19 protein-coding genes and 1 pseudogene are annotated in these 20,640 nt (G+C 72.5%); 11 read left to right on the top strand and 9 right to left on the bottom strand.

Features of this window, described 5'->3' with window-relative positions; translation table 11 throughout:
* Positions 1–254 precede the first annotated feature (254 nt).
* Complete coding sequence (locus ACIQOW_RS32300) at positions 255–1,022, top strand: CDP-alcohol phosphatidyltransferase family protein (protein WP_401090932.1); 768 nt, start codon at positions 255–257, stop codon at positions 1,020–1,022.
* Between the two features lie 417 nt (positions 1,023–1,439).
* A complete protein-coding gene (locus tag ACIQOW_RS32295) occupies positions 1,440–3,260 on the top strand; it encodes a hypothetical protein (protein ID WP_401090930.1) in 1,821 nt (606 codons plus the stop codon).
* Positions 3,261–3,338: 78 nt separating this feature from the next.
* On the opposite strand, the gene ACIQOW_RS32290 is transcribed toward ACIQOW_RS32295, so the two are convergent.
* Positions 3,339–3,674, bottom strand: a complete 336-nt coding sequence (locus ACIQOW_RS32290; RefSeq protein WP_401090928.1) for an ArsR/SmtB family transcription factor — start codon at positions 3,672–3,674, stop codon at positions 3,339–3,341.
* Between the two features lie 108 nt (positions 3,675–3,782).
* Between ACIQOW_RS32290 and ACIQOW_RS32285 the strand changes: the two genes are divergently transcribed.
* Positions 3,783–4,769, top strand: coding sequence for a zinc-binding alcohol dehydrogenase family protein (locus ACIQOW_RS32285; RefSeq protein ID WP_401090926.1), 987 nt, complete (start codon positions 3,783–3,785; stop codon positions 4,767–4,769).
* A 308-nt stretch (positions 4,770–5,077) separates the two neighbouring features.
* Here the strand turns inward: ACIQOW_RS32285 and ACIQOW_RS32280 are convergent, their stop codons facing one another.
* Complete coding sequence (locus ACIQOW_RS32280; RefSeq protein WP_401090925.1) at positions 5,078–5,275, bottom strand: hypothetical protein; 198 nt, start codon at positions 5,273–5,275, stop codon at positions 5,078–5,080.
* A 166-nt stretch (positions 5,276–5,441) separates the two neighbouring features.
* Here ACIQOW_RS32280 and ACIQOW_RS32275 point away from each other — a divergent pair, with 166 nt between their 5' ends.
* Together ACIQOW_RS32275 and ACIQOW_RS32270 are read left to right on the top strand one after the other, a co-directional pair.
* The gene (locus tag ACIQOW_RS32275; protein ID WP_401090923.1) at positions 5,442–6,800 is read left to right on the top strand and encodes a LuxR C-terminal-related transcriptional regulator; all 1,359 of its coding nucleotides are present in this window, start codon (positions 5,442–5,444) and stop codon (positions 6,798–6,800) included.
* A gap of 175 nt (positions 6,801–6,975) precedes the next feature.
* On the top strand, positions 6,976–7,812 hold the full coding sequence (locus ACIQOW_RS32270; protein ID WP_401090921.1) for an NmrA family NAD(P)-binding protein: 837 nt from the start codon (positions 6,976–6,978) through the stop codon (positions 7,810–7,812).
* Between the two features lie 18 nt (positions 7,813–7,830).
* On the opposite strand, the gene ACIQOW_RS32265 is transcribed toward ACIQOW_RS32270, so the two are convergent.
* Both ACIQOW_RS32265 and ACIQOW_RS32260 read right to left on the bottom strand, forming a co-directional pair.
* Entirely contained in the window at positions 7,831–8,439 is a 609-nt protein-coding gene (locus ACIQOW_RS32265; protein WP_401090919.1) for a hypothetical protein, read from the bottom strand.
* Positions 8,440–8,766: 327 nt separating this feature from the next.
* Positions 8,767–9,699, bottom strand: a complete 933-nt coding sequence (locus ACIQOW_RS32260; protein ID WP_401090917.1) for a zinc-binding dehydrogenase — start codon at positions 9,697–9,699, stop codon at positions 8,767–8,769.
* Positions 9,700–9,778: 79 nt separating this feature from the next.
* On the opposite strand from ACIQOW_RS32260, the gene ACIQOW_RS32255 reads away from it, so the two are divergent.
* Positions 9,779–10,480, top strand: a complete 702-nt coding sequence (locus tag ACIQOW_RS32255; RefSeq protein WP_401090915.1) for a TetR/AcrR family transcriptional regulator — start codon at positions 9,779–9,781, stop codon at positions 10,478–10,480.
* A 169-nt stretch (positions 10,481–10,649) separates the two neighbouring features.
* On the opposite strand, the gene ACIQOW_RS32250 is transcribed toward ACIQOW_RS32255, so the two are convergent.
* Positions 10,650–12,110 (bottom strand): MFS transporter, encoded by a 1,461-nt coding sequence (locus ACIQOW_RS32250; protein WP_401090959.1) that lies wholly within the window; start codon positions 12,108–12,110, stop codon positions 10,650–10,652.
* Between the two features lie 188 nt (positions 12,111–12,298).
* Between ACIQOW_RS32250 and ACIQOW_RS32245 the strand changes: the two genes are divergently transcribed.
* The 3 genes and pseudogenes from ACIQOW_RS32245 to ACIQOW_RS32235 all read left to right on the top strand — a co-directional run.
* On the top strand, positions 12,299–12,754 hold the full coding sequence (locus ACIQOW_RS32245; protein ID WP_401090913.1) for a MarR family winged helix-turn-helix transcriptional regulator: 456 nt from the start codon (positions 12,299–12,301) through the stop codon (positions 12,752–12,754).
* A 288-nt stretch (positions 12,755–13,042) separates the two neighbouring features.
* Positions 13,043–13,990, top strand: a complete 948-nt coding sequence (locus ACIQOW_RS32240; RefSeq protein WP_401090911.1) for an Imm49 family immunity protein — start codon at positions 13,043–13,045, stop codon at positions 13,988–13,990.
* A gap of 15 nt (positions 13,991–14,005) precedes the next feature.
* A pseudogene (locus tag ACIQOW_RS32235) lies at positions 14,006–14,458 on the top strand (Imm49 family immunity protein); the annotation flags it as partial.
* A gap of 667 nt (positions 14,459–15,125) precedes the next feature.
* Here ACIQOW_RS32235 and ACIQOW_RS32230 read toward each other — a convergent pair.
* On the bottom strand, positions 15,126–15,533 hold the full coding sequence (locus ACIQOW_RS32230; protein WP_401090909.1) for a hypothetical protein: 408 nt from the start codon (positions 15,531–15,533) through the stop codon (positions 15,126–15,128).
* Between the two features lie 58 nt (positions 15,534–15,591).
* On the bottom strand, positions 15,592–17,721 hold the full coding sequence (locus ACIQOW_RS32225) for a cell wall-binding repeat-containing protein (protein WP_401090907.1): 2,130 nt from the start codon (positions 17,719–17,721) through the stop codon (positions 15,592–15,594).
* A 451-nt stretch (positions 17,722–18,172) separates the two neighbouring features.
* Here ACIQOW_RS32225 and ACIQOW_RS32220 point away from each other — a divergent pair, with 451 nt between their 5' ends.
* A complete protein-coding gene (locus ACIQOW_RS32220) occupies positions 18,173–18,529 on the top strand; it encodes a YjdF family protein (RefSeq protein ID WP_401090905.1) in 357 nt (118 codons plus the stop codon).
* Between the two features lie 106 nt (positions 18,530–18,635).
* On the opposite strand, the gene ACIQOW_RS32215 is transcribed toward ACIQOW_RS32220, so the two are convergent.
* Positions 18,636–19,367, bottom strand: coding sequence for a DUF6193 family natural product biosynthesis protein (locus tag ACIQOW_RS32215; RefSeq protein WP_401090903.1), 732 nt, complete (start codon positions 19,365–19,367; stop codon positions 18,636–18,638).
* Between the two features lie 205 nt (positions 19,368–19,572).
* Between ACIQOW_RS32215 and ACIQOW_RS32210 the strand changes: the two genes are divergently transcribed.
* Positions 19,573–19,971, top strand: coding sequence for a hypothetical protein (locus ACIQOW_RS32210; RefSeq protein WP_401090901.1), 399 nt, complete (start codon positions 19,573–19,575; stop codon positions 19,969–19,971).
* Between the two features lie 34 nt (positions 19,972–20,005).
* Here the strand turns inward: ACIQOW_RS32210 and ACIQOW_RS32205 are convergent, their stop codons facing one another.
* Positions 20,006–20,608 carry a hypothetical protein gene (locus ACIQOW_RS32205; protein ID WP_401090899.1) on the bottom strand — a complete coding sequence of 201 codons (603 nt, stop codon included), beginning with the start codon at positions 20,606–20,608 and terminating at the stop codon, positions 20,006–20,008.
* Positions 20,609–20,640 lie beyond the last annotated feature (32 nt).

Here is a 20,640-nt window from a genome sequence, read left to right as displayed (position 1 = left end):
GGCGTGCGGGCGGGCGTCCGGCCCGGGGCTTCGGGTTCCGGCGAACCCGCGCAGCCTAGCCCGGGGGCGCTCGGGCGTCCCACCGGTTTTCACCGGCGGGAGCACCGGTCCACAGGCCTTCCGGCGGGCGCCCCGACGGACGTTCCACCGGAGGACACCTCCCGTACCGCCGGCGGCGTACCGGCTGGTCCGGGCGTTTCCCCGGAGGCCGTAGCCTGTGGTGATCGTTTCGGGACAGGTGGAGGGATGTCGTCATGGTGGCTGCTCCGGCACTCGCCGAGCTGCGCGAGGTGTGCCAGCCGCAGGCCAAGATTCAGAGCCGCAACGGCGAGCACTGGGCGGGACGGCTGTACATGCGGCGGATCTCGCTGCGCACCACCCGGCAGCTGGTGCGCACGTCGGTGTCGCCGAACACCCTCACCTGGGTGATGGTGGTGTGCGGGGTCGGTGGCGGCGCGGCCCTGCTGATCCCGGGCCTGACCGGTGCGGTGCTGGCCGCCGTACTGTTCCAGCTGTTCCTGCTGTTCGACTGCGTGGACGGCGAAGTGGCGCGCTGGAAGCGCCAGTTCAGCATGGCCGGGGTGTACGTGGACCGGCTCGGCGCCTACCTGGCGGACGCCGCGCTGATGATCGGCGCGGGCGTACGGGCGGCCCGCGGCGGGTCGGAGCTGTGGGTGTCGGTGGGGCTGGCGGCCGCGCTGGGCGTGGTGCTGCTGAAGGCCTCGACGGACCTGGTGGACGTGGCCCGCGCCCGCAGCGGGCAGCTGCCGGCGACCGAGGAGTCGACACAGCCGCGCTCCCAAGGCATCGCGACGGCCCGCAAGGTCGCCTCGCTGTTCAAGATCCACCGGGTGACGAACGGCATCGAGGCCTCGCTGGTGCTGCTGGCGGCGGCCGTGGCGGACGCGGGGCTCGGCCACCTGGACGCGACCCGGTGGGTGCTCGCGGGCATCACGGTGATCACCTGGGGCATGGTGGTCGCGCACCTGGCGTCGATCCTTTCCTCCTCCCGGCTGCGATGAGGCCGAAGCGCTGAGACCGATCACCCCGGGGCGGACCGCCCCGGGCCGGCTGGCCGAGGCCGGCCGCGCCGAGCGGCCTGGCCCCGCTGTGGACGCCGTTCGCCGCGCGGTGGGCCGTGCCGGGTCCGGACATGACCCCGCGCGGCCACCTGCTGGTCGGCTTCCTCTACCTGCCGACCCGTCGCCTGGGCCCCGTTGCTCGCGGCCGTCACCGTGTCGTACCACCGCCGGCACCGGACGGTGGCGGACGCGGCCCCGCGCCCGGCCTGAGGGCCGATGAAGCCCCAGGGCCCTCCACCGCCGCGATGATCCGGACCTGATGTCAGGGCCCCCCTTCCTTCGGAACCAATTGGACTACATATTCAGTCCAACGGCATATACAGTCGTCCGACAGTCCGACAGAAGGGGGGCACGTCCATGCCGCACCGCACGCCCGCCCGGCCGCGCCGACTCCGGCCCGCCACCACCCCGCCCACCACCGGCATTCCGTTCAGCAGCATCCCGATCAGCGCCCTGCTCGCCACCGCCCGCGCCGCCGCCGTCCGCACGGCCGCCACCCGGCCCGCCGTCGTCCTGCTCGTGGGGTACCTCGCCGAGCTGCTGTTCCGGCTCGTCCTCGTCCGGCGCATGAGCTTCCCGTCCGTCCACCCCGACGAGGACTCCTACCTCGCGATCGCCCGCGTGCTGGCCGGCGGCTCGGCGACCGAGATCCCGGTCGGCGTGGTCATCCCCGGCGGCTACCCGCTGCTGATCTCCCCGGCGCTGCGCCTGGCCGGCGATCCGGTGACCGCCTACCACCTGATCATGGACATCAACGCCGCCGTCAACGCGCTGGTCTTCCCGCTCGCCTACGTCGCACTGCGCCGCCTCGGCCTGAACCGCCGGCTCTCGTACCTCTTCGGCGCCACGACCGCGCTGCTGCCGCCGGTGATCTTCTACTCGCAGTTCGTGATGACCGACGCCGTGTTGCCCGTCCTGGTGCTCGCCTGGCTGCTCTGCCTGCACGGCTGGCTCGCCGACGGCCCGGCACGGCGCCGCGCCTGGCACGCCGTCGGGGCGGGCGCGGCCGCCGGCTACACGATGGCCGTGCACGACCGCGGCGGGGTGGTGGTGGCGCTGACCGCCGCCGTCCTGCTCGGCGTCCTGCTGCTGCGCCGGGCCCCGTGGCGCGCCACGGCGGCCGGGCTCACCGCGCTCGGCCTCGGCGTGCTCGGCGCCAAGCTGCTGGAGGCCTGGCTGCACGCGCGGTTCACCGTCGAGAACAGCGACGTCGGCGGCTACCTCTGGGAGGGTCTGACCGACCCCGAGGCGGCGCAGCGGACCCTCGCCAGGACCGCCGGCCAGACCTGGTACTTCATCACCTCCACCTGGGGCGTCGGCGGGCTGGCCGTCGTCGCCTGCCTGGGTGCGGTGTTCGACCGCCGCAGGCCGCGCGCCCTGCGGATCACCGGCGGCGTGCTGGTGGCGCTGCTGTTCGGCACCGCCCTGGCCTCCGCCGCCGCCCTGCCGCCCGACGGGCGGGTCGACGACTGGGTGTACGCCCGCTACACCTCCTACCTCGCCCCGGCGGCCTTCGTGACGGGCGTCGCGGTGCTCGCCGGGTACGGGCGGCGCGCGCTGCGCCGGACGGCGGCGGTCACCGCCGGACTCACCCTGCTGCTGGCCGAGGCCGTGCTCCTGTCGGCCGGCAAGGAGCTGCGCACGTCGAACTTCATCCCCTGGAGCCTGCCCGACGTCTCGTTCCTGGCCGCGAGCTGGGGCCGGCTCGACATGCTCCGCACCTCCGCCGCCGCGCTGATCGTGCTCGGCGCGGTGGTCATGGTGCGCAACGCCGGGGGCCGCCGGATGCTCCGGGTGCTCGGCGTCTCGCTGGCGCTGTTCGCCGCGTTCGCGACCACGACGATCACCACGCAGGTCGCCCGGCCGCACTCGGTGGGGCGCGAGGGCCTGGCGACCGGCTTCACCCGCGCCTCCGGGATCAGCCAGGACGACAACGTGGTGTTCGCCTGGGACATCGACTGGTCGCTGCGCGCCGTCCAGACCTTCGAGGTCTACCGGGGGAAGGTCTGGTCCCGCGACCCGCGCTGGCAGCCCGTCCCCGCGGAGGCGAACGCCATGGTCCTCCCGCTGCCCGGGGCGGGGAAGCAGGCGGAGGCGTACTGGCCGGACCATCCCGCCGACTGGTACGTCGAGCGGGTCGACGCCCGGCAGAACTGGGCGGTCTGGCGCCGCCGTTGAGCCGCCCGGCACCGAACCCGGCCGGCGCCGGGCCCGACCGGCACTGAGCCGGCCCGGCAACAAGCCCGACCGGGCCGGCTACCCCTCCGTACGGGTGTGGGCGGCGAGGACGGTGTCCAGCACCCCGGGGAAGCGCCGCTCCAGGTCGGCCGTGCGCAGCGCGGAGAAGCGCCGGTTGGCCTCCTCGCGCTGGGCGATCAGCCCGGACTCGCGCAGCACCTTGAAGTGGTGGCTCAGGGTGGAGGGCGCGACGTCCACCGGGAAGGTGCCGCAGGCCCGTTCGGGCTCGGTGCGCAGAATGCGGACGATGGTCATCCGGGTGGGGTCGGAGAGCGCGTGCAGGACGTCGAGGAGGTCGATCTCCTCGGCGGCGGGGTGCGCGAGTGCCGGTCGGCGGCGGGTATTGCGAGGCAAGGTCGACCTCCCTGATCTGCGATGTTCGACATCCATAGAAGAGGCGTGGTACCACTGCCCCGAGCTAATTTCGTATTTCGTCGAATATCGTAGCCGAGGGGGCCCGACATGCGCGCACTGGTGATGACCGCACCCGGTGGAGCCGAGAACTCACAGGTCCTGGAGATCGCGGCGCCGCACCCCGGGCCGGGCCAGGTGACGATCGACGTCGCCCGCGCCGGGCTGAACTTCGTGGACGTGATGACCCGCCGCGGCGACGCCGCGTACGCCGCCGAGTGGCCGTACCGGCCCGGCAAGGAGGTGTCCGGCACGGTCCGCGAGCTCGGCGCGGGCGTCGCCGGACTGGCGGTGGGCGACCGGGTTGTCGCCGCGCCGGTCGGCGCCGGGCTCGCCGAGGTGGTGGTCGCCGAGGCCGCCCTCACGGTGACGGTCCCGGACGGGGTGGCGCTGCGCGAGGCCGCCGCCGTCCCGCTCGGCCTGGCCACCTCGATGCTGCTGCTCACCGACGCCGGCCGCTTCACCGCGGGGGAGACCGTCCTGGTCCACTCGGCGGGCGGCGGGATCGGCAACGCCGTCGCCCGGCTCGTCCCGCTGCTCGGCGGCGGCCGGCTGATCGGCACGGTCGGCCGACCGGAGAAGACCGCGGCGGCGCTCGCCTCCGGCTACCGGCACGCGTTCGCCCGCGGCGAGGGCCTGGCCGAGGCCGTCCGCGCCGCCACCGGCGGACGGGGCGTCGACCTGGTGCTCGACCCGCTGGGCACCGCGGCCCTCGACCTCGACCTCGCCGTGGCGGCGCCCGGCGCGCGGATCGTCCTGTTCGGCAACGCCGGCGGCGGCGCCGTCGCCGACCTGCCTCCGCTCGGCCGCCTGATGGCGGGCAACCTGACCGTCACCGGCTTCAGCCACCGCGGCCTGGCCGCCACCGCCCCCGAGCGTCTGGCCCGCGCCATCCGCCGGGTCCTCGGCCTCCTCGCCGACGGCGGCCTTGAGCTGCCGGTCACCGAACTGGCCGGGCTCGACGCCGTCCCGGCCACCCACGACGCCATGCAGGAGGGCCGGGCGACCGGCAAGTACGTGGTGCGCGTCGGCGGCTGAAACCTGGAGCCCCCGACCAGGACGGAAACGCGGGAGCCCGGAACGGCACCGTGCCCTGCACGGGAAGCGACTCCGCCGACTTCCCGTGCAGGGCGCGCCAGGTCACCGAGGGGGATCGGCGAGCCGGCCGTTCAGCGCCCGGAGGGGCTCGCGGCGCCGGTGGTGGAGGATCCGGAGCCGGCCCGGCCGGTGGCGGTGGTGGCGGTACGGACGCGACGCTTCAGAGCCATGTGCATGACAGGGCTTCCTTTCGGAGGGAGGAAGGGGCGGAGGGGAAGAAGGCGACGGGAGTCGCCGGCGACGGCCGGTCAGCTCAGCGGCCTGCCGGGGCACCAGGCGTCGCCCCAGGCCGTCGTCTCGATGCACTTGTGGCCGCCCTGCCCGCCGACCGAGCCCGCCGGCGGCGCGCCGTGGAACACCGAGGCGCCGGCCGGGGCCACCCCGCCCAACCAGGCAGCGGCGCCCAGCGCGACCGCGACCAGGGTCCGCGTCACGATTCCTCGCATGGCGACAACTCCCATCACTTCGTGGACAGTTCGATACGATTCGGGCGTTTTCGCAGTTCCTGCCGCTGCCGCCCGGGCCGTGATCGTCACCCTGCCAGTCGGCGGATGGCCACGGCATCCCCCGCAGGGGATCATGAGCCTGCCTGGCAGCTTTAGGAGGCATGCGATGGAGCCCGGGAACGGTCCGGAACCGGCCGTCGGCGTACCCGCGCTCGACAGCGCGGCCGTCACGCTCTACCGGTGGACGGTGGTGCACGAGCGCCTCACTCCGGCGACCCTCGCGCAGGCCGCGTCGGAGACCGGCCTGAGCCTCCGGGAGTGCGAGTCGGCCGTCCGGCAGCTCACCGGGGCCTGCCTCTTCCAGGAGCTGCGCCCGGCCGGCGACCCGGCGGGCGCGGACCCGACGGGGGCGGGCCCGACGGCCGACGACCCGACTGCCGACGGCCCGACGGGGCCGGGCCCGGCGACCGACGGCCCGACGGGGGCGGGCCCGACCGCCTGGCGGCCCGTCAGCCCCCAGGCCGCGACCGCGCAGCTGCTCTCCGCGCGCGACACCGCCCTGCGCGCCCAGGAGGAGTCCCTGCGCGAGCAGCGCCGGCTCATCCAGCAGCAGCGCGACGGGCTCGCGGCGCTGCTGCCCGTCTACCTCCAGGCCCGTCAGCACGCCTTCCCCCAGGGCACCATCGACCGCCTGCCCGACCAGTTCGCGGTGCGCTCGCTACTCTCGGACGTGATCGACTCCTGCCGCAGCGAGGTGCTGGTCTCCAAGCACGGCGGATCGTTCCCTCCGGCCGCCCTGCGCGAGGCACTGCCGCGCGACCTGGCGCTGCTCGACCGGGGCGTCCGGATGCGGAGCCTCTACCAGCACGCGACCCGCTTCGACCAGCCCACCCGGGTGCACTCGGAACGGCTCATCGAGGCCGGCGCCGAGATCCGGACGCTGCCGGAGGTGCTGCCGCAACTGATCATCGTGGACGGCTCGCTGGCCCTGCTGCCCGCCAGCTCGGGTGGCGCGCTGATCATCCGGGAGCCCGACCTGCTCTCCTACCTGCTGACGGTCTTCGAGCGGGACTGGGGGAACGCGACCCCGTTCGCCAGCGGCCCGCAGGCCGCGCACGACGTCACCAAGACGATGAAGCAGAGCATCCTGGTGCTGCTCGCGAAGGGCCTCAAGGACGAGTCGATCGCCCGGCGGCTCGGCATCTCCCTGCGCACCTGCCGCCGCCACGTCTCGGACCTGCTGGACAACCTCGGCGCGCACAGCCGGTTCCAGGCCGGCGTGGTCGCGGAACGGCTGGGCCTCACCGCGCACCCGGCACCGGCCGCCCCGGCCTCCGGCGAGGAGCCGACACCGGCCCCGGCCTGCCCGGCCTGCCCCGCGTGCGGCGGACCGCTGCCGACCGCCCCGGCCCCCTCCCCCGGCGGGCCGCGCCCGGGTGGCCGCCCACCGCGCTACTGCTCGCCCCGCTGCCGCTCCCGCGCCTACCGGACCCGGCAGAGGGAACGGGCGGACGGCGTCACGTAACCCGGCGGCGGCGTGACGTAACCCCGGCCGGCGCCGGGGCAGGGCGGGCACGGTCCGCCCGGCTCCCCGCCGTGAACGCCCCGAACCCCTGCCGGGCCGTCGACCCCGCGAGGCCGCGAGGCACCGCCGGCAGCCGCCGGGCATAGCCCCCGCCCGGCGGGCGTTGACCCCCGGCATGACCAAGATTCTGGTGATCGGCGCAACCGGCAGTGTGGGCAGGCACGTTGTGGCCTCGCTGGCCGAAGGCGGCCACGAGGTAAGGGCGTTGGTGCGGGACCCGGCGAAGGCCGTACTGCCCGCGGGGGTCGAGGCCGTCCGGGGCGACCTGACGGATCCGGCGAGCCTGGAGCCGGCGCTGGCCGGCGGGGTGGAGGCGGTCTACCTGATGTGGCCCGGCCTGCCCGTGCAGCCCCGGGTGGTGGAGCTGATCGCCCGGCACGCGCAGCGGGTCGTCTACCTCTCGGCGGACGTGCCGGACCTCGCCGACGACGAGCCGGCCGTGATCTTCCACCAGGAGATCGAGCGGCTGATCCGGCACTCGGGCCTGCGCTGGACCTTCGTCCGGGCGATCGACTTCGCGGGCAACCTGCTGGCCTGGGCGGACCAGGTGCGGGACGGCGTGGTCCGCTGGCCGTACGGGCGGGCCCGGCGTTCGCTGGTGCACGAGCGGGACATCGCGGACGTCGCGGTCCGGGCGCTCACCGAGGACGGGCACGACGGCGCCGCGTACGTGGTCACCGGCCCGGAGTCGCTCGCGCACGCCGAACTGGCCGGGATCATCGGCGAGGAGCTGGGCCTCGCGGTGCGCTGGGAGGAACTGCCGCCGGAGACGGCCCGCGAGCGGCTGACGGCGGCCTGGGGGAACGCGGCGTTCGTGGCGGCCCGGCTGCGCGCCTGGGAGTCGTTCACGCACGAGCCGGAGCGGGTGACCGACACCGTGCGGCAGGTGCTGGGGCGTCCGCCGCGCGACGTCCGCAGCTGGGTGCGGGATCACGCGGCGGACTTCCGGTAGACCGGACGGGTGGCGCGGTCAGTAGCGGACGGCCTTGACCACGACGGGGAGCAGCGTCGTGTCGGCCGGCTGCCTGCTGAACGCGACGGGCTGGGCCTTGCCGTTCGCCGGGACGTTCTCGGCGCCGACGACGGCACTGTCCACGGCCTTGCCGCTGGTGTCGGTGAAGTCGACCTGGACGGCGTAGGAGGCCTCGTCGAGCCCCGAGTTCTGGATCGTGACGACCACGGCGTGCAGGCCGCCGGTGTTCTGCCGCGCGATGCCGGTGATGGTGATGTCGTTCTGCGCGTTGCCGCCGTCCGTCACCCCGCTGAGCACCGAGGCGGCCTTCTCCCTGGTCATCGCCTGCTGCGCCGAGACGGAGGCCTCGAAGGCGGACGCCGCCGCGGAGTTGGAGGCGGCGGCGGCCACGGAGGCCTCCGACGCCGAGGCCGCCGCGGCCGACGCCGAGGCCAGCATCGACTCCGCGGCGGAGGCGACGGCGGAGGGCGGCTCGCCGGAGAAGGCGCTCGCGTTGGGCGGGGTGGCGGTCGGCGAGCCGGCCGCCGTGCCCGAGGAGCTGCTGCCGCAGGCGGCGAGCACGGCGGCGCCGGAGGCCGCCACGATCAGCGCGACCGTGCGCTGCATCGTCCACCTCCGGACCGGCGGCCGGTCGCCGCCCGACGTCTGGCCGCCGTCCGGGGTGCTGCGGGGCGCCGGACGGCGGCCGGGTCGGCCGTGGCTGGGGGGACTGTGGAGTTCACGCACCGAGGGATCCCTCTCCTGGTCGGTGTTCGGCGGCCGAGGGGCCCGTACGTCCCCATGCTTGGCAACAACCGGCTCCACAGCGACAGCTCGTGACCCGTCCGAGTGGGGCGGGCCCGCGCCCGGGCGTCCCGGCCGGGGGCCGAACGGGTCCGCGGGCGGGCCTCGGGCACCGGCCCAGGGGTCCGAACGGGTCCGCGGGCAGGCCCCTCAGGCGCCGATGGTCAGCACCGCCTTGCCGTGCAGCCGCCGCCCGAGCAGGGCGTCGACCGCCCCGGCCGCGTCGTCCCAGCCGCCGCGCCAGGTGATGCCGGGGTCCAGCTCGCCCGCCGCGACCCGGTGGGCGAGCCAGCCGAGGTCGCGGTCGAGGCCGGGGCAGGCGAGCAGGTAGAAGGAGATCACCGAGCGGTCGTGCCTGGCCGCGTCGCCGAAGAGGTCACCGAACGCGAAGTCCTCGCCCCGGCCGGAGCTGTGCCCGGCGGCGACCAGGGTGCCGCCCGGGCCCAGGACCCGGTAGGCCTCGACCAGGTGGTGTCCGCCGACGAGGTCGACCACGCCGTCGACCGGGCCAGCCGCCTCCTTCGGCGAGGTGACCACCTCGTGGGCGCCGAGCCCGCGCAGCACGTCGCCGTTGCGGGCGGGCGAGCCGGTGGACGCGATCACGTGCGCCCCCGCCGCCCGGGCGAGCTGGACGGCGTAGCGGCCGACGCCGCCGGTGGCGCCGGTGACCAGGACGCCGCGGCCGAGCAGCGGGCCGATGCGGTGCAGCGCGCGCAGGGCGGTGGCGGCGGCGACCGGGATGGTGGCGAGGGCGCCGAGGTCGGCACCGGCGGGCGCGGCGCCGATCAACCCGGTGTCCACCGCCCGCAGTTCGGCCCAGCCGCCGGCGGGCATCAGGGTGACCACCGGGGTTCCCTCGGCGGGGCCGGAGCCGTCGGCGGCGGCGCGTTCCACGGTTCCGGCGGCGTCCCAGCCGAGGACGGTGCCGTCGGGGGCCGCGTCGAGGCCGAAGGCGACCTCGCCGTAGTTGAGCGAGGTCGCGGTGACCCGGACCAGCGCCTGGTGCGGCGCCGGTTCGGGGTCCGGGGCCGTGCCGAGGCGCAGGCCGCCGGGGGCCGAGCGGTCGACCAGGAGTGCGCGCATGGAAGATCCTCCCCAAGATTCTGCCACTGAGTGGCATAAGCCTATAGGTGGCACTCCGGGCCTGACTACACTGACCGCGATGACTCCCGAGAACGCCACCGGCACCGCGCCCCGGGCGGGCGCCCCCGAGGCCCCGGGCGCCACGCTCCCGCTGCGCGAGCGCAAGAAGCTGCGCACCCGTCAGGCGCTGATCGACACCGCCCTGGAACTGTTCGGCGAGCACGGCTTCGACGGGGTGACGCTGGACCGGCTCTGCGAGGCCGTCGAGGTCTCCAAGCGGACCTTCTTCCGCGCGTTCACCAGCAAGGAGGACGTCGCGATGGCCCCCACCCAGGACCTGTGGGCGGCGTTCCTGGAGGTACTGGAGGCACTGGAGGCCCCGGCGGACCGGCGGCTGCTGGCTGTCCTGGAGGAGGCGCTCACCGGGGCGATCGGCCGGATGCCGGCCGACGGCTGGGCCGAACGCGCCCTGGCCAGCCGCCGGCTGGCCGCGGGGACGCCCTCGATGGACGCCCATGGACTGGCCTTCTGCGAGCGGACGACCCGGGAGGCGGTGTCGGCGATCGACCGCCGCTTCGCCCTCGACGGCCTTCCGGGCAGCGCCGGGCCGCGCGCCCGGCTGGCGGTGGACATGCTGGTCGCCGCGTTCCGCCAGGCGATGGACGGCTGGGTGGCGCAGCCGTACGGGCACACCCGCGAGGACCTCGCCCAGCGGCTGCGCGCGGCCTGTGCCGAACTTCCTGGCGCGCTCGCGGCGACGGTCGAACCGCGACGGGCCTGAGGCACGGCGGGCCCGAGGTGCGGTCGCGCCGCCGGCGTTCCGCGGCGGTGAGCCGGGCGCGCACGGGCCGGGCCGCATCCCTCCGGCCCGGGTCGGGCGGAGCCCGCCGGCGTTCCGATGGCCACCCCGAGGCCCGGGCGCGCGGGAGCACCGCGCGCCCGGGCAGGGCTCAGGCGGTGGCCGCCTCCGCGCCGTCCGCCTCCGGGGCGGGCACGGCCCGCAGCTGGGGAGCGGGCGGCGCGGGGATGACGGCGGCGACGGCGGCCGCGATCAGGGCGACGCCGCAGCCGATCACCAGGCCGACCCGGAAGCCGCCCTCCGAGGGCAGGGTGTGCCCGCCCAGGGTGACGGTCATCTGCGACAGCACCACGCCCATCACTGCGGCGGACACCGAGGTGCCCAGCGAACGCATCAGGGTGTTGAAGCTGTTCGCCGAGGCCGTCTCGGACAGCGGAACCGCGCTCATGATCAGCGCGGGCATCGCCCCGTAGGCCAGGCCCACGCCGCTGTTGCAGACGACCGTCACGACCAGCACGCCCCAGGTGGAGCCCATCAGCGCCAGCGCCAGCCCGTACCCGACGGCGATCGTCAGGGCGCCGGCGGCCAGGGTGAACTTCGGTCCGCGGGCGGCCGACAGCTTTCCGCCGAACGGGGAGACCACCATCATCATCAGACCGCCGGGCGCCATCCACAGGCCCATGGCGAGCATCGACTGCCCCAGCCCGTAGCCGGTGGCCTCCGGCAGCTGGAGCAGCTGCGGCACGATCAGCGCCTGGGCGTACATGCCGAAGCCGACCAGGACGGAGGCGAGGTTGGTCAGCAGCACCCGGGGGCGGGCGGTGACCCGCAGGTCCACCAGCGGCTCGGTGACGCGCAGCTCCCAGCGGGCCCAGAGCATCAGGATCGCGGCGGAGGCGGCGAACAGGCCGAGGGTGCGGGTGCTGCCCCAGCCCCAGTCGCCGCCCTTGGAGACGGGCAGCAGCAGGCAGACCAGCCCGGCGCTCAGGCCGATCGCGCCGACGAAGTCGAAGCGCCCGCCGACGGGACGGCGGTCGGCCGCGGCCGGGGCGGGGATGACGGTCCAGAGCATGCCGATGATGACCAGGGCCAGCACGGCGGTGCCCCAGAACAGCACGCGCCAGCTGGCGTAGTCGGCGACGCCTGCGGCGATCGGCAGGCCGAGGCCGCCGCCGATCCCCATCGAGGCGCTGACCAGCGCGATCGCCGAGCCGAGCCGCTCGGGCGGCAGCACGTCGCGCAGCAGGCTGATGCCGATCGGCACCAGGCCCATGCCCATGCCCTGGAGTGCCCGGCCGATGATCATCGGCACCACGGAGTCGGCCAGCGCGCACAGCACCGAGCCGAGCAGCAGCGGGACACAGGAGGCGATGAGCATCGGCCGCTTGCCCACCAGGTCGCCGAGGCGTCCGCTGATCGGGACGAAGACGGCGGCGGAGAGGAGGGTCGCGGTGATGACCCAGGAGGCGTTGGACGCGGAGGTGTGCAGGAGTTGCGGCAGTTCGCTGATCAGCGGGGTGACCAGGGTCTGCATGATCGCGGCGACGGTGCCGGTGAAGGCGAGCGTCGCCACGATCGGACCGGTGCGGAGGGTGGGGGCGGGGCCGTTGATGACGGGCCTCCTCGGGCAGTCGAAGAGCAGACGTGTGCGAAAAACACACGATGTGCATGAAACACAGACTGGTCAGCTTACACAAGATGTGCGTCATGCACATCGTGTGTGATGCGCATACCTCTGGCATACTGAAGGGTGATTCACGGAGAACCCGCAGGTCGAAGCGGTGATGAAGGGACTTCGACATGACCAGCCCCACGCACGACGTCGCCCTCGAATTCCTGGTGTTCGCCCGGCACCGCGACCTCAGCCAGGTCAACGCCCGCCCCGAGGGCAGCCAGCTCGAACGCAGCGCCTACATCCTGCTCAGCCGCGTCGAGGCAGAGGGGCCCATGTCCATCGGGCAGTTGAGCGACGCCTTCGCCCTGGACGTCTCCACGCTCAACCGCCAGACGGCGGCCCTGAAGAGCGCGGGCCTCCTCGAACGCATCCCGGACCCGGACGGCGGCATCGCCCGCAAGTTCCGCCTGACCGACAAGGGCAAGCACCGGCTGGACGCCGAACGCGAGGCCCACGTACGGGCACTGAACCTCGTGATGGCCGACTGGCCGGAGGAGGACGTCGCCGGCTTCGCCGGCTACCTGCGCCGCTTCAACACCGGCATCGAGCGCCTCGACGGCCGCCCCTGGCCCCGGAGTTGAGGCGCCGACTGGCCTTAAGGCAGGCAGCCCGGGCACCGGCCGGGCAGGGCACGGCACCGCGCGCGGCCACCCGGGATCGAGGGCGGAATGGCGCGACCTCGTCGCCGCCATCCGCGCCGGCGAGTTCGACGTCTGAACTCCCCCGCCGCACCGGCCGGGGCCGCTGTCCCCGGCCGGTGCTTCAATCGTCCCCATGCGGATAGAGCGCCACCACGTAGCAGCCTCAGCCTCGACGACTTCTCCGACCACATCGGTCGCGAAGTCCACTCCTACTCCCGCGCCGACCTGATGACCGCCACCGAATGGCAGCTCATCTCCGACGCCTTCCTCGACCAGCTCGGCGCCCTCTCCCTCACCTCTCCCCAGCTCTCCTCCCCCGAGGCCCAGGCCCTCCTCCGCAACGCCGCCGAAGCCGCCGCCGGCGTCGTCTCCTTCTCCGCCTACTACCCCCGCGACCGCTTCTCCGTCTTCCTCGACTACGTCAACTTCGGGATGGAGTACGACCGCGAAGCCGCGCCCACCCCGGCTCGCCTCGGCGTCCACCGGTGGGTCAACGCCTTCTGCCTCATCGTTCTCGCCGACGCCTTCGACCGTCATGCCGAAGCCCTCATCTTCACCTGGCAGGCCCTCGCCCCGGCCTCCGACCTCGCCACCGCCCTCCTCTCCCACTTCCCGACCTGCATCGACTTCCCCACCAACACCGGCGACGACCCCACCTTCCAGGCCCTCCACGCTCTCACCACCGCGGACCGGCCCGCCTTCGACGCCGCCGTCCTCGCCCTCCTCGACCGCACGGACGGCACCCGCCCCCGTACTCTCCTGCCGCTCCTCCCCCTCGCCCTCTCCGCCCTGGCCCACCGCGCCCATGGCTGGCTCCCCTCCGTGGAGACCGACTACCTCCCGCACTCCCTCGTCACCGGATTCGCCACCCCCGAGCGCCGCCCCGAGGACGTCGCCTGGCCCGTCCGGCTGGACCGGCCGACCCCACCGCTCCCCCTCGACGCGAATTCCGAGGCCCTCTTCGAGCGCAGCGCCCTGGAGGCGACCACCGCCTCTGCCCGCGCCCGCGCGCTGGAGAAGCAGGCGACCCTCTTCTGCATCCGCGCCTCGCACGCTCCCGACGCCACGGACGCCCAGCTCGCCGGCCTCCGCCGGGGCTCCCAGCTCGGCGCCGACCTCTTCCGCGACGCCCTCGCCGACTCCGACGCCACCACTGCCGCGAGCCCCGGCCACTGACAGACCGCCGTCTCCTTCGCCCTCGTCGCCGACGACCGGGACGACCTCGAACCGCTCCTCCTCGCGGGCCCCACCCGTTCCACCGGCGACCGCTCCGTGTTCGCCGCCTACCGCCTCGCCCTGCACGACCACCTCCGGGGCATCGACGCCCGCCCTGCCGTCGAGAAGGCCCGGTTGGAAGCGGCCCGTGCCAAGGAGTGGGGCTTCGTCCCGGCGCCCGTCGCCCTGCTCTCCCAGCTGGTCGACGGCGACGAGGACGGCTTCAACCTCGCCCTCCTCGACGCCCTTACCGCCCACCGCGACCACCACCTCGTCGCCGACCGGGCCACCGAGACCACGGCTCCGCTCAGCCTCGATCTCCTCGCCCTCGCCTGCCTCGCCCGCCACCACCGCTGGACCGTCCGCGTCGAATCCCCGTACCTCCCGGCCCGGCTCCTCCAGGACCGCGATTCGGCGCACCGGCGTTGAGCTGCTAATCTTCCTGATGTCGCGAGGAACATGATTCTTCGCCAGGCGTCAGCGGTGCTACCAGAGCACGTCCTACTTTCAGTAGGAAGAGTCCGTGCAACCCGGGCCTGGCGCTCCACAACCGGAAGGGTCCGGCATCCACCAGGATGCCGGACCCTTCCACGTTCCCCACCCCAGGATCAGCCCTTCATCGCACTCCAGTAGACATCCGCGTTGTCCCCTCCACCGCTCTCGCGATTCATGGAGAAGATGCCGCAGTCGTCGTAGCTGCTGGATCCCACGTACGGGTTGGCCCAGTGCAGCGCGACCTTGGCACCGCTGTGCCAGCCGTCGCCCGTCGGTCCGGACGAACGAGCAGCCGTCCCGTCCCACCTCCGGGGCCACGATTCGGCATACCGGTGCTGAGCTGCTAATCTTCCTGATGTCGCGAGGAACATGATTCCCCGTCAGGCGTCAGCGGTGCTACCAGAGCACGTCCTACTTTCAGTAGGAAGAGTCCGTGCAACCCGGGCCTGGCGCTCCACAACCGGAAGGGTCCGGCATCCATCAGGGTGCCGGACCCTTCCGCATTCCCCCTCAGGCCGGACGAAGAGGCTCAGCCGGTGGGTGACCATGGAGTGGGAAATCGGAGATCTCGACTTCCCACTCCACGACAGCACCCTTCGCCTCAGACAGAAGGCTTCGCGAGTGCGGGCCGCACGAGCACGGCGAGCAGGGCCAGCACTGCCAGGGCGAAGAGCGTGAACAGGTGCGCCCCCAACAGCAGACCGAAACCAATCAGCACGACCTGCACCGCTCCCGCCCCGACCAAGGCGGGGACACCACGGGACGCCCTTTGCGGGGACTGCATCGCCCACAGACCCCGAGCCGCCCAACCGTTGACCCCGGACATGACGATTCCCGCCACCAGGAATCCGTACGGCAAGTAGCTCGGAACGGGCGCTCTCTCGTCCTCGAAGGCGATACCGCCGGCGAACAGCGGCATGGCTATGCAGAAGAAGAGAACGATCGCAATGGTTTCAAGCAGCATCAGAGCCATTGCGCCCAGCAGGGCGGCAGTGGAGGAGCGGGTCATCTTGCCTTCCAAACGTTGCGGCCGGATCGGTCGTGAGTCGAGATATAAAGATTCACGCTCAGTATGACAGCGAGTACAATCCCTCGTCGGCCACCGCAATTGCACACCAGGTGCGGATCTGAGCATGGTAGTCCACTGCGGGGCCGTCCTTCATGTGATCCAGCATGTGCTGACCGAAGAACCTCCCCGTGGCGTTGCTGTGATAATCCATCGCGTGGTGGGCGTTGGCGGTTTCTTCCGACATGTTGGACGGCTTCGGGCTCATCTCATGGCGATCAGCGAACCCCTTTGCGGTTTTCGCACCCATCATCAGAGTCATACTGCCGTTCCACGCACAATGACGGTAGGCGTCACGCTTCCCGCCGTTGCCGTTGCTCCCGGGCCAGATTCCACCCGGCTTGCCTTCCTGGTTGGAATGGTAAATCGCCAGTTCGGAGGCGTCATACGCCTTGGCGCAGATGATCCAGCGGCTCGGCCACGCACAGAAGTTTCGCTCGGCTTCGTTCATGTAGTCGTCGGCACCCAATATCGCCGTATCTCTCGACTGCAGCCCAGGGGTCGCTGGCGCACCCTCGTGCGTCCAGTCCGGGGCGATACCGAAGCCAGCGATGTCCTCCATGCTACCGGGCGCCTCGCCGGCCGGTACGATCTCGCCACTCACGAACGCTTCGGTTGCCGCGTCCTTCGCCTCCTGGGCGACCCCGTCCGAGATCGTCGAAGAACTACCGAATACGGTGACGTCCTTCACCTTGGCGCTGTGGTCCTCGGCAAACCACTGCGGGCCGATTTCCAGAGCCTGGGGCGACGTGAGCAGAATCGGGCTGCCGATCGTCGCCGCGTACGCCCCACCGGAAATAGCGTCGGTCGGGTTTGTCGCACTGGCGACGGAAGCCGCCGAGGCCGACGGGAGGAAGCGGTCGGACACCAGCGCATTGGTCTCGATGTCATTGGATCCCTGCACCGGACCCGTGCTGCTCGGGTAGGCGCTCGCCGATGCGGCCCCGACGGTCGTCTTGGTGACACCAGCAGGAAGCGCGTCGAGCCATGCCTTGATCTCCGGCTCGACGCCGGAACCGAAGCTGTACACGAGGGCGCCATCGACTGCCGCCACCGCAGTCGACGCGCTGAGCGCCTCCTGCCAGGACTCCGTATGGACGATCACGACGTGCTTCGGGGACGCGATGCCGTCGCGGGCGATCGACAGGGAAACCTGTGCGGCATTCCCTCCAAGGAACCGCTTGGTCTGATATCCGAGCGCGCGGATCTGCTGCTCCGTGGCATCCGATATCGACCCGGTTCCCCCGGACAGGTAAACGGTCTTGCCCGCCGGCAGGGTCCGCTTCAACTCCTCCGCAACGGAAGCGTTCAGTCCGTTCTGCGGGTTGAGCAGCAGCGGACCGCGCTTCGACTTCGCCAACGGAATGGCGCTGACGGCATCATGCCAGGCATCGAACCTCGCCACCACGGCCGAATCTGCCGCGTTACCCGTCGCCGAATCCCTCGAGCGCCAGTGCTTCTTCGACGCGTTGACGGATGTTTCGGAATCGGACGAGCCGGATACTCGGCTGAGATTCACCGGCTCCGTGTAGGCCTCGAAGGGGGATACCCGGAAGGCCTCCATCCAGAGTGACTTCCCCGTGGTGCCGATCTCCGATCGCACCGTCGCGCGCTGGTCCAGCTGCTGCCAACCGATGTCCTTCACATGCCCGTCGGCCTTGTAGTAATTCGCATGGTCCCCGCCGAAGGTCAGGGCTTCCAGTGACGGCCCGGCGACACCTGCCGTCCCGAGCAGGAGTTTCGTTCCACTTCCTGCCACGGGGACCCGCGAGTACTGCGACCAGCCGACGCCGGACCAGTGCGCCCTGACATCCAGAATCGCGCCGACCGGAGCCGAAGCCCAGGAGACCTCGACCGCCTCGATCGGCTCGCCCTTCCCCGTCCAGCCGGCGAACCCGTCCGAAGCACTAGTGACCCAAGGACTCCAGCCGAGGTTTCTCACGTGCGCCCGGTAGGCCAACAGTCGCCCGTCGCTGTTGACTGAAAGCCTGGTCTTCGAAATAGCCGCCCTGTCTTCGGCCGTGAGCTCCACCGTGTGCGGCTCGACCGATCCACCGGCATTGGGAGAAGCCTCAGCCGACCCGGCGCCGATGCAGCCGAGAAGAACGGCAGAGAGAACGACCGATGCCACCGCTCTCCTTCTGCGGCTCATCGCTCCGTCGCCAGACCGGCGCGCTGCTCTCTGCTTTCCAATTAGCGAAAAGTGCACCATTTGCCCCCCTTTTTGTAATTTAAATGCATTTAAATAGATATCTCTTTACCTAAGTTAAATACTAATAGCATTCCTGGCACCTGCCAACACCCGCCCACCCGGAGTACCGGCGAAAGCCGCGCCCTCCACCAAGGGTGAGACGGTGACGGCTTCCGCGGCGACTCGGGACGGAAATCCGGGTGAGGCCGGCCCCGCGGGCCCGTACGATCCCTTGCGGAGCGCGCGAAACACAGTCCCCGGTCGGTAGTCCGGGCGCCGTCGGCGATGACCGGCGGTCAGTAACCTCCCCTCCCAGGGTGTCCGGCGCCCTCCCTCCCGGCGCGCGACCGCGTGCGGGAAACGGCAGGACAACCAATGGGAGGAACGCACCATGCCGAGCACGTTCAGCGTGTTCTTCGAGGGCCCGTTCTGGGTCGGGGTGCTGGAGATCGCGGGCCCGCGAGGGGTCCGTGCGGCCCGCCATGTCTTCGGCGGCGAGCCGGGCAACGCGGAGTTGCCGGAGTTCGTCCGCAGGGACTTCGGCCGGCTGCTGGACTCCGCGCTCGCGGCGCCGGAGGTGGCCGACGAACGGCGGCCCCGGGGGCTGACGTCACTGAATCCCAAGCGGCTCGCCCGGCAGGCGGCCAGGGAGTCGGCGGCCGGGCCGCTGAGCACCGCTGCCTTGGAGGCGCTGGAACGCCGGGCGGCCGCCCGGCGCCAGGCCAAGGAGCGCCACCGGGGCAGGTGAACCGCCAGGGCCGGTGAGCCGCCACAGGCTCGCCGGCCCCGGCTGCGCCTCAACTCGCCGAGCCACTCCCGTACCTGCCCGTCACCACGCGGGTAAGGTCCACCGCTCACGGCCGGTCGGGCTCGAAGACGGCCGGGCCGAGGTCGGCCGGGACGTGGGCCTCGGCGAGGGCCGCCGCCTCGGCCGCCGACCCGACCTCGGCGATCAGGTCGCCGCCTCCCTCGCAGTCGAGGGTGCGCTGCACCCGGTACGTGCCGCTGCCACGGACCGGGACGATGACGACCGCAGGCCCGAGCACGTGGCCGACGCTGGGCCGGAAGCCGAGTCGCCACATGCTGGAGAACGGGAGCAGCTGTCGCAGTCGCGGTCGCACCTGCGCCGCCTCCACCGCCGCCCCGAACTCCGGGAACCCGGGCAGCTCCTCCTCCCCCCATTCCCGGAGCCGTCGCCACGCCACGTCGACCGCTTCGGCCGCGCCGCGGTCGGCCGCCTCCGCGAGTTCGCCGCACGTCAGCCACGGCAGCAGCTCGCGCATGTCGGGCAGGCGCTGCCCGCTCCCCCAGGCCACGCCCGCCCGGACGATGTCCCCGAGGTCCTCGGTGCCGCCCGCGATCATCGCCAGGCCCCGGCTCCAGCCGTCGACCCCGATGAAGCGGCAGTCGTCCTCAAGGTAGACGTCGAGCGCCTCCCGTCCGGGCACCCGGGCTTCGATGCTCGCCGTCCGGCCCGAGTCGTCCGGCATCACGGCGATGTCCAGGCCCAGTTCGGCTGACATCCGCTCCAGCGCCGCGGCGAGGCCACCGGCGGCGACGACATCGGGATAGAACGCGGGATCCATGTCGCCAGTATGGCGATATGACTATCCCGGATCGAGAGAACGGCCTGATCTCATCGTCCCCGAACCTCCCAGGCGGAAGCCGGTTTTCCAGCGCCGGAGGCCGGGGTAAGGCCGAGACGTTCGCACCCCGACCGTTCCACTGCTCCCGGCGGGGGTGAATTCCCTGACGCTCTCCCACCGGATTCCCACCGGAAGGACAACCCTCATGCACAGGACTCTTCGGAACGCCCTCGCGACCGTCCTCGTGACGGGCGCGCTCACCGCCGCCGCCGCTCCGACCGCCGTGGCCGCCGAGTCCACGCCGTCGGCGGCCGGGGTGCAGACGGAGCTCCGCAACCCGAGGACGATCAAGGTGGCCGACTACAACAAGGCCCGCAGCACCCTGATCAACGCCGGCAGCAGGACGGCCGCCAAGTCCCACCCGGCTCACGGCACCAAGGACGTCCCGGTCTCCCACGGCACCAGCCTGCTCGCGGAGGCCCGGGACGAGTTCCGCGCCGCCGACCGGAACCTGCCGGCGGGCCAGAAGAAGTCCGACATGTCGATCCCGCACTACAACGCCGTCCACAGCGCGGCCAGGACCATGGGCATCGACCGCTGGTGACTGCCGGTTCCCTGTCGATCGTCGGGCGCGGACCCTACTGCAACGGCCACGCGGGCTTGGGCGTCACCGAAGGGCCGCCCAGCGTCCCGTCCTCGTCCACGGTGTAGACCCTGACCTCGTGCTCCAGCGTCACCGTGATCCGGCCCGGTCCTGTCCACTCGGCCCGGAGGAAGCCCTCCTCCTCGCCCCAGGTGCCGAGGCTCCAGTGCCGGGCCGACCAGCCGGTGCCGGACACCAGCTCGACCCGGTAGACCGGATCGATCGAGAAGGCCAAGTCGGTGATGTTCAGCACGTGGTCGGCACGGTTCGGCTCCGGCCTGCTGTCGACCAGCCGGCCGTCGCCGCCGAAGACGTACGCCAGCGCGCCGACCGCCGCCCCGACGACGAGGAGCGGCGACAGGACGGCCGCGCAGCCGATCTGCGCCCACCTGGTCCGGAACTCGAACTGGGCCACCGCCGAGGCCACGGCCAGGGTGACCGCCGTCCCGAGCAGCAGCACCGGATGGTTCAGCCAGCGTTCGACCTTGACCAGCCCTCCCTGCTGGGAGGAGAGGTAGCCCGGCAGGTACACCAGGAAGGCCGCCAGCGCCGCGCCACGAAGCCACCAGACGACCTGTTTGCGGCGCGTCACCGTCATTTGCTCCCCCCGGAGTTGCTCTTTGCCGGGAC

The sequence above is a fragment of the Kitasatospora sp. NPDC091335 genome (assembly GCF_044757205.1).
In the GTDB taxonomy this organism is placed as follows: domain Bacteria; phylum Actinomycetota; class Actinomycetes; order Streptomycetales; family Streptomycetaceae; genus Kitasatospora.
Note: the sequence above shows the minus strand (reverse complement) of the source record. Positions and strands in the feature narration are given on the sequence as shown.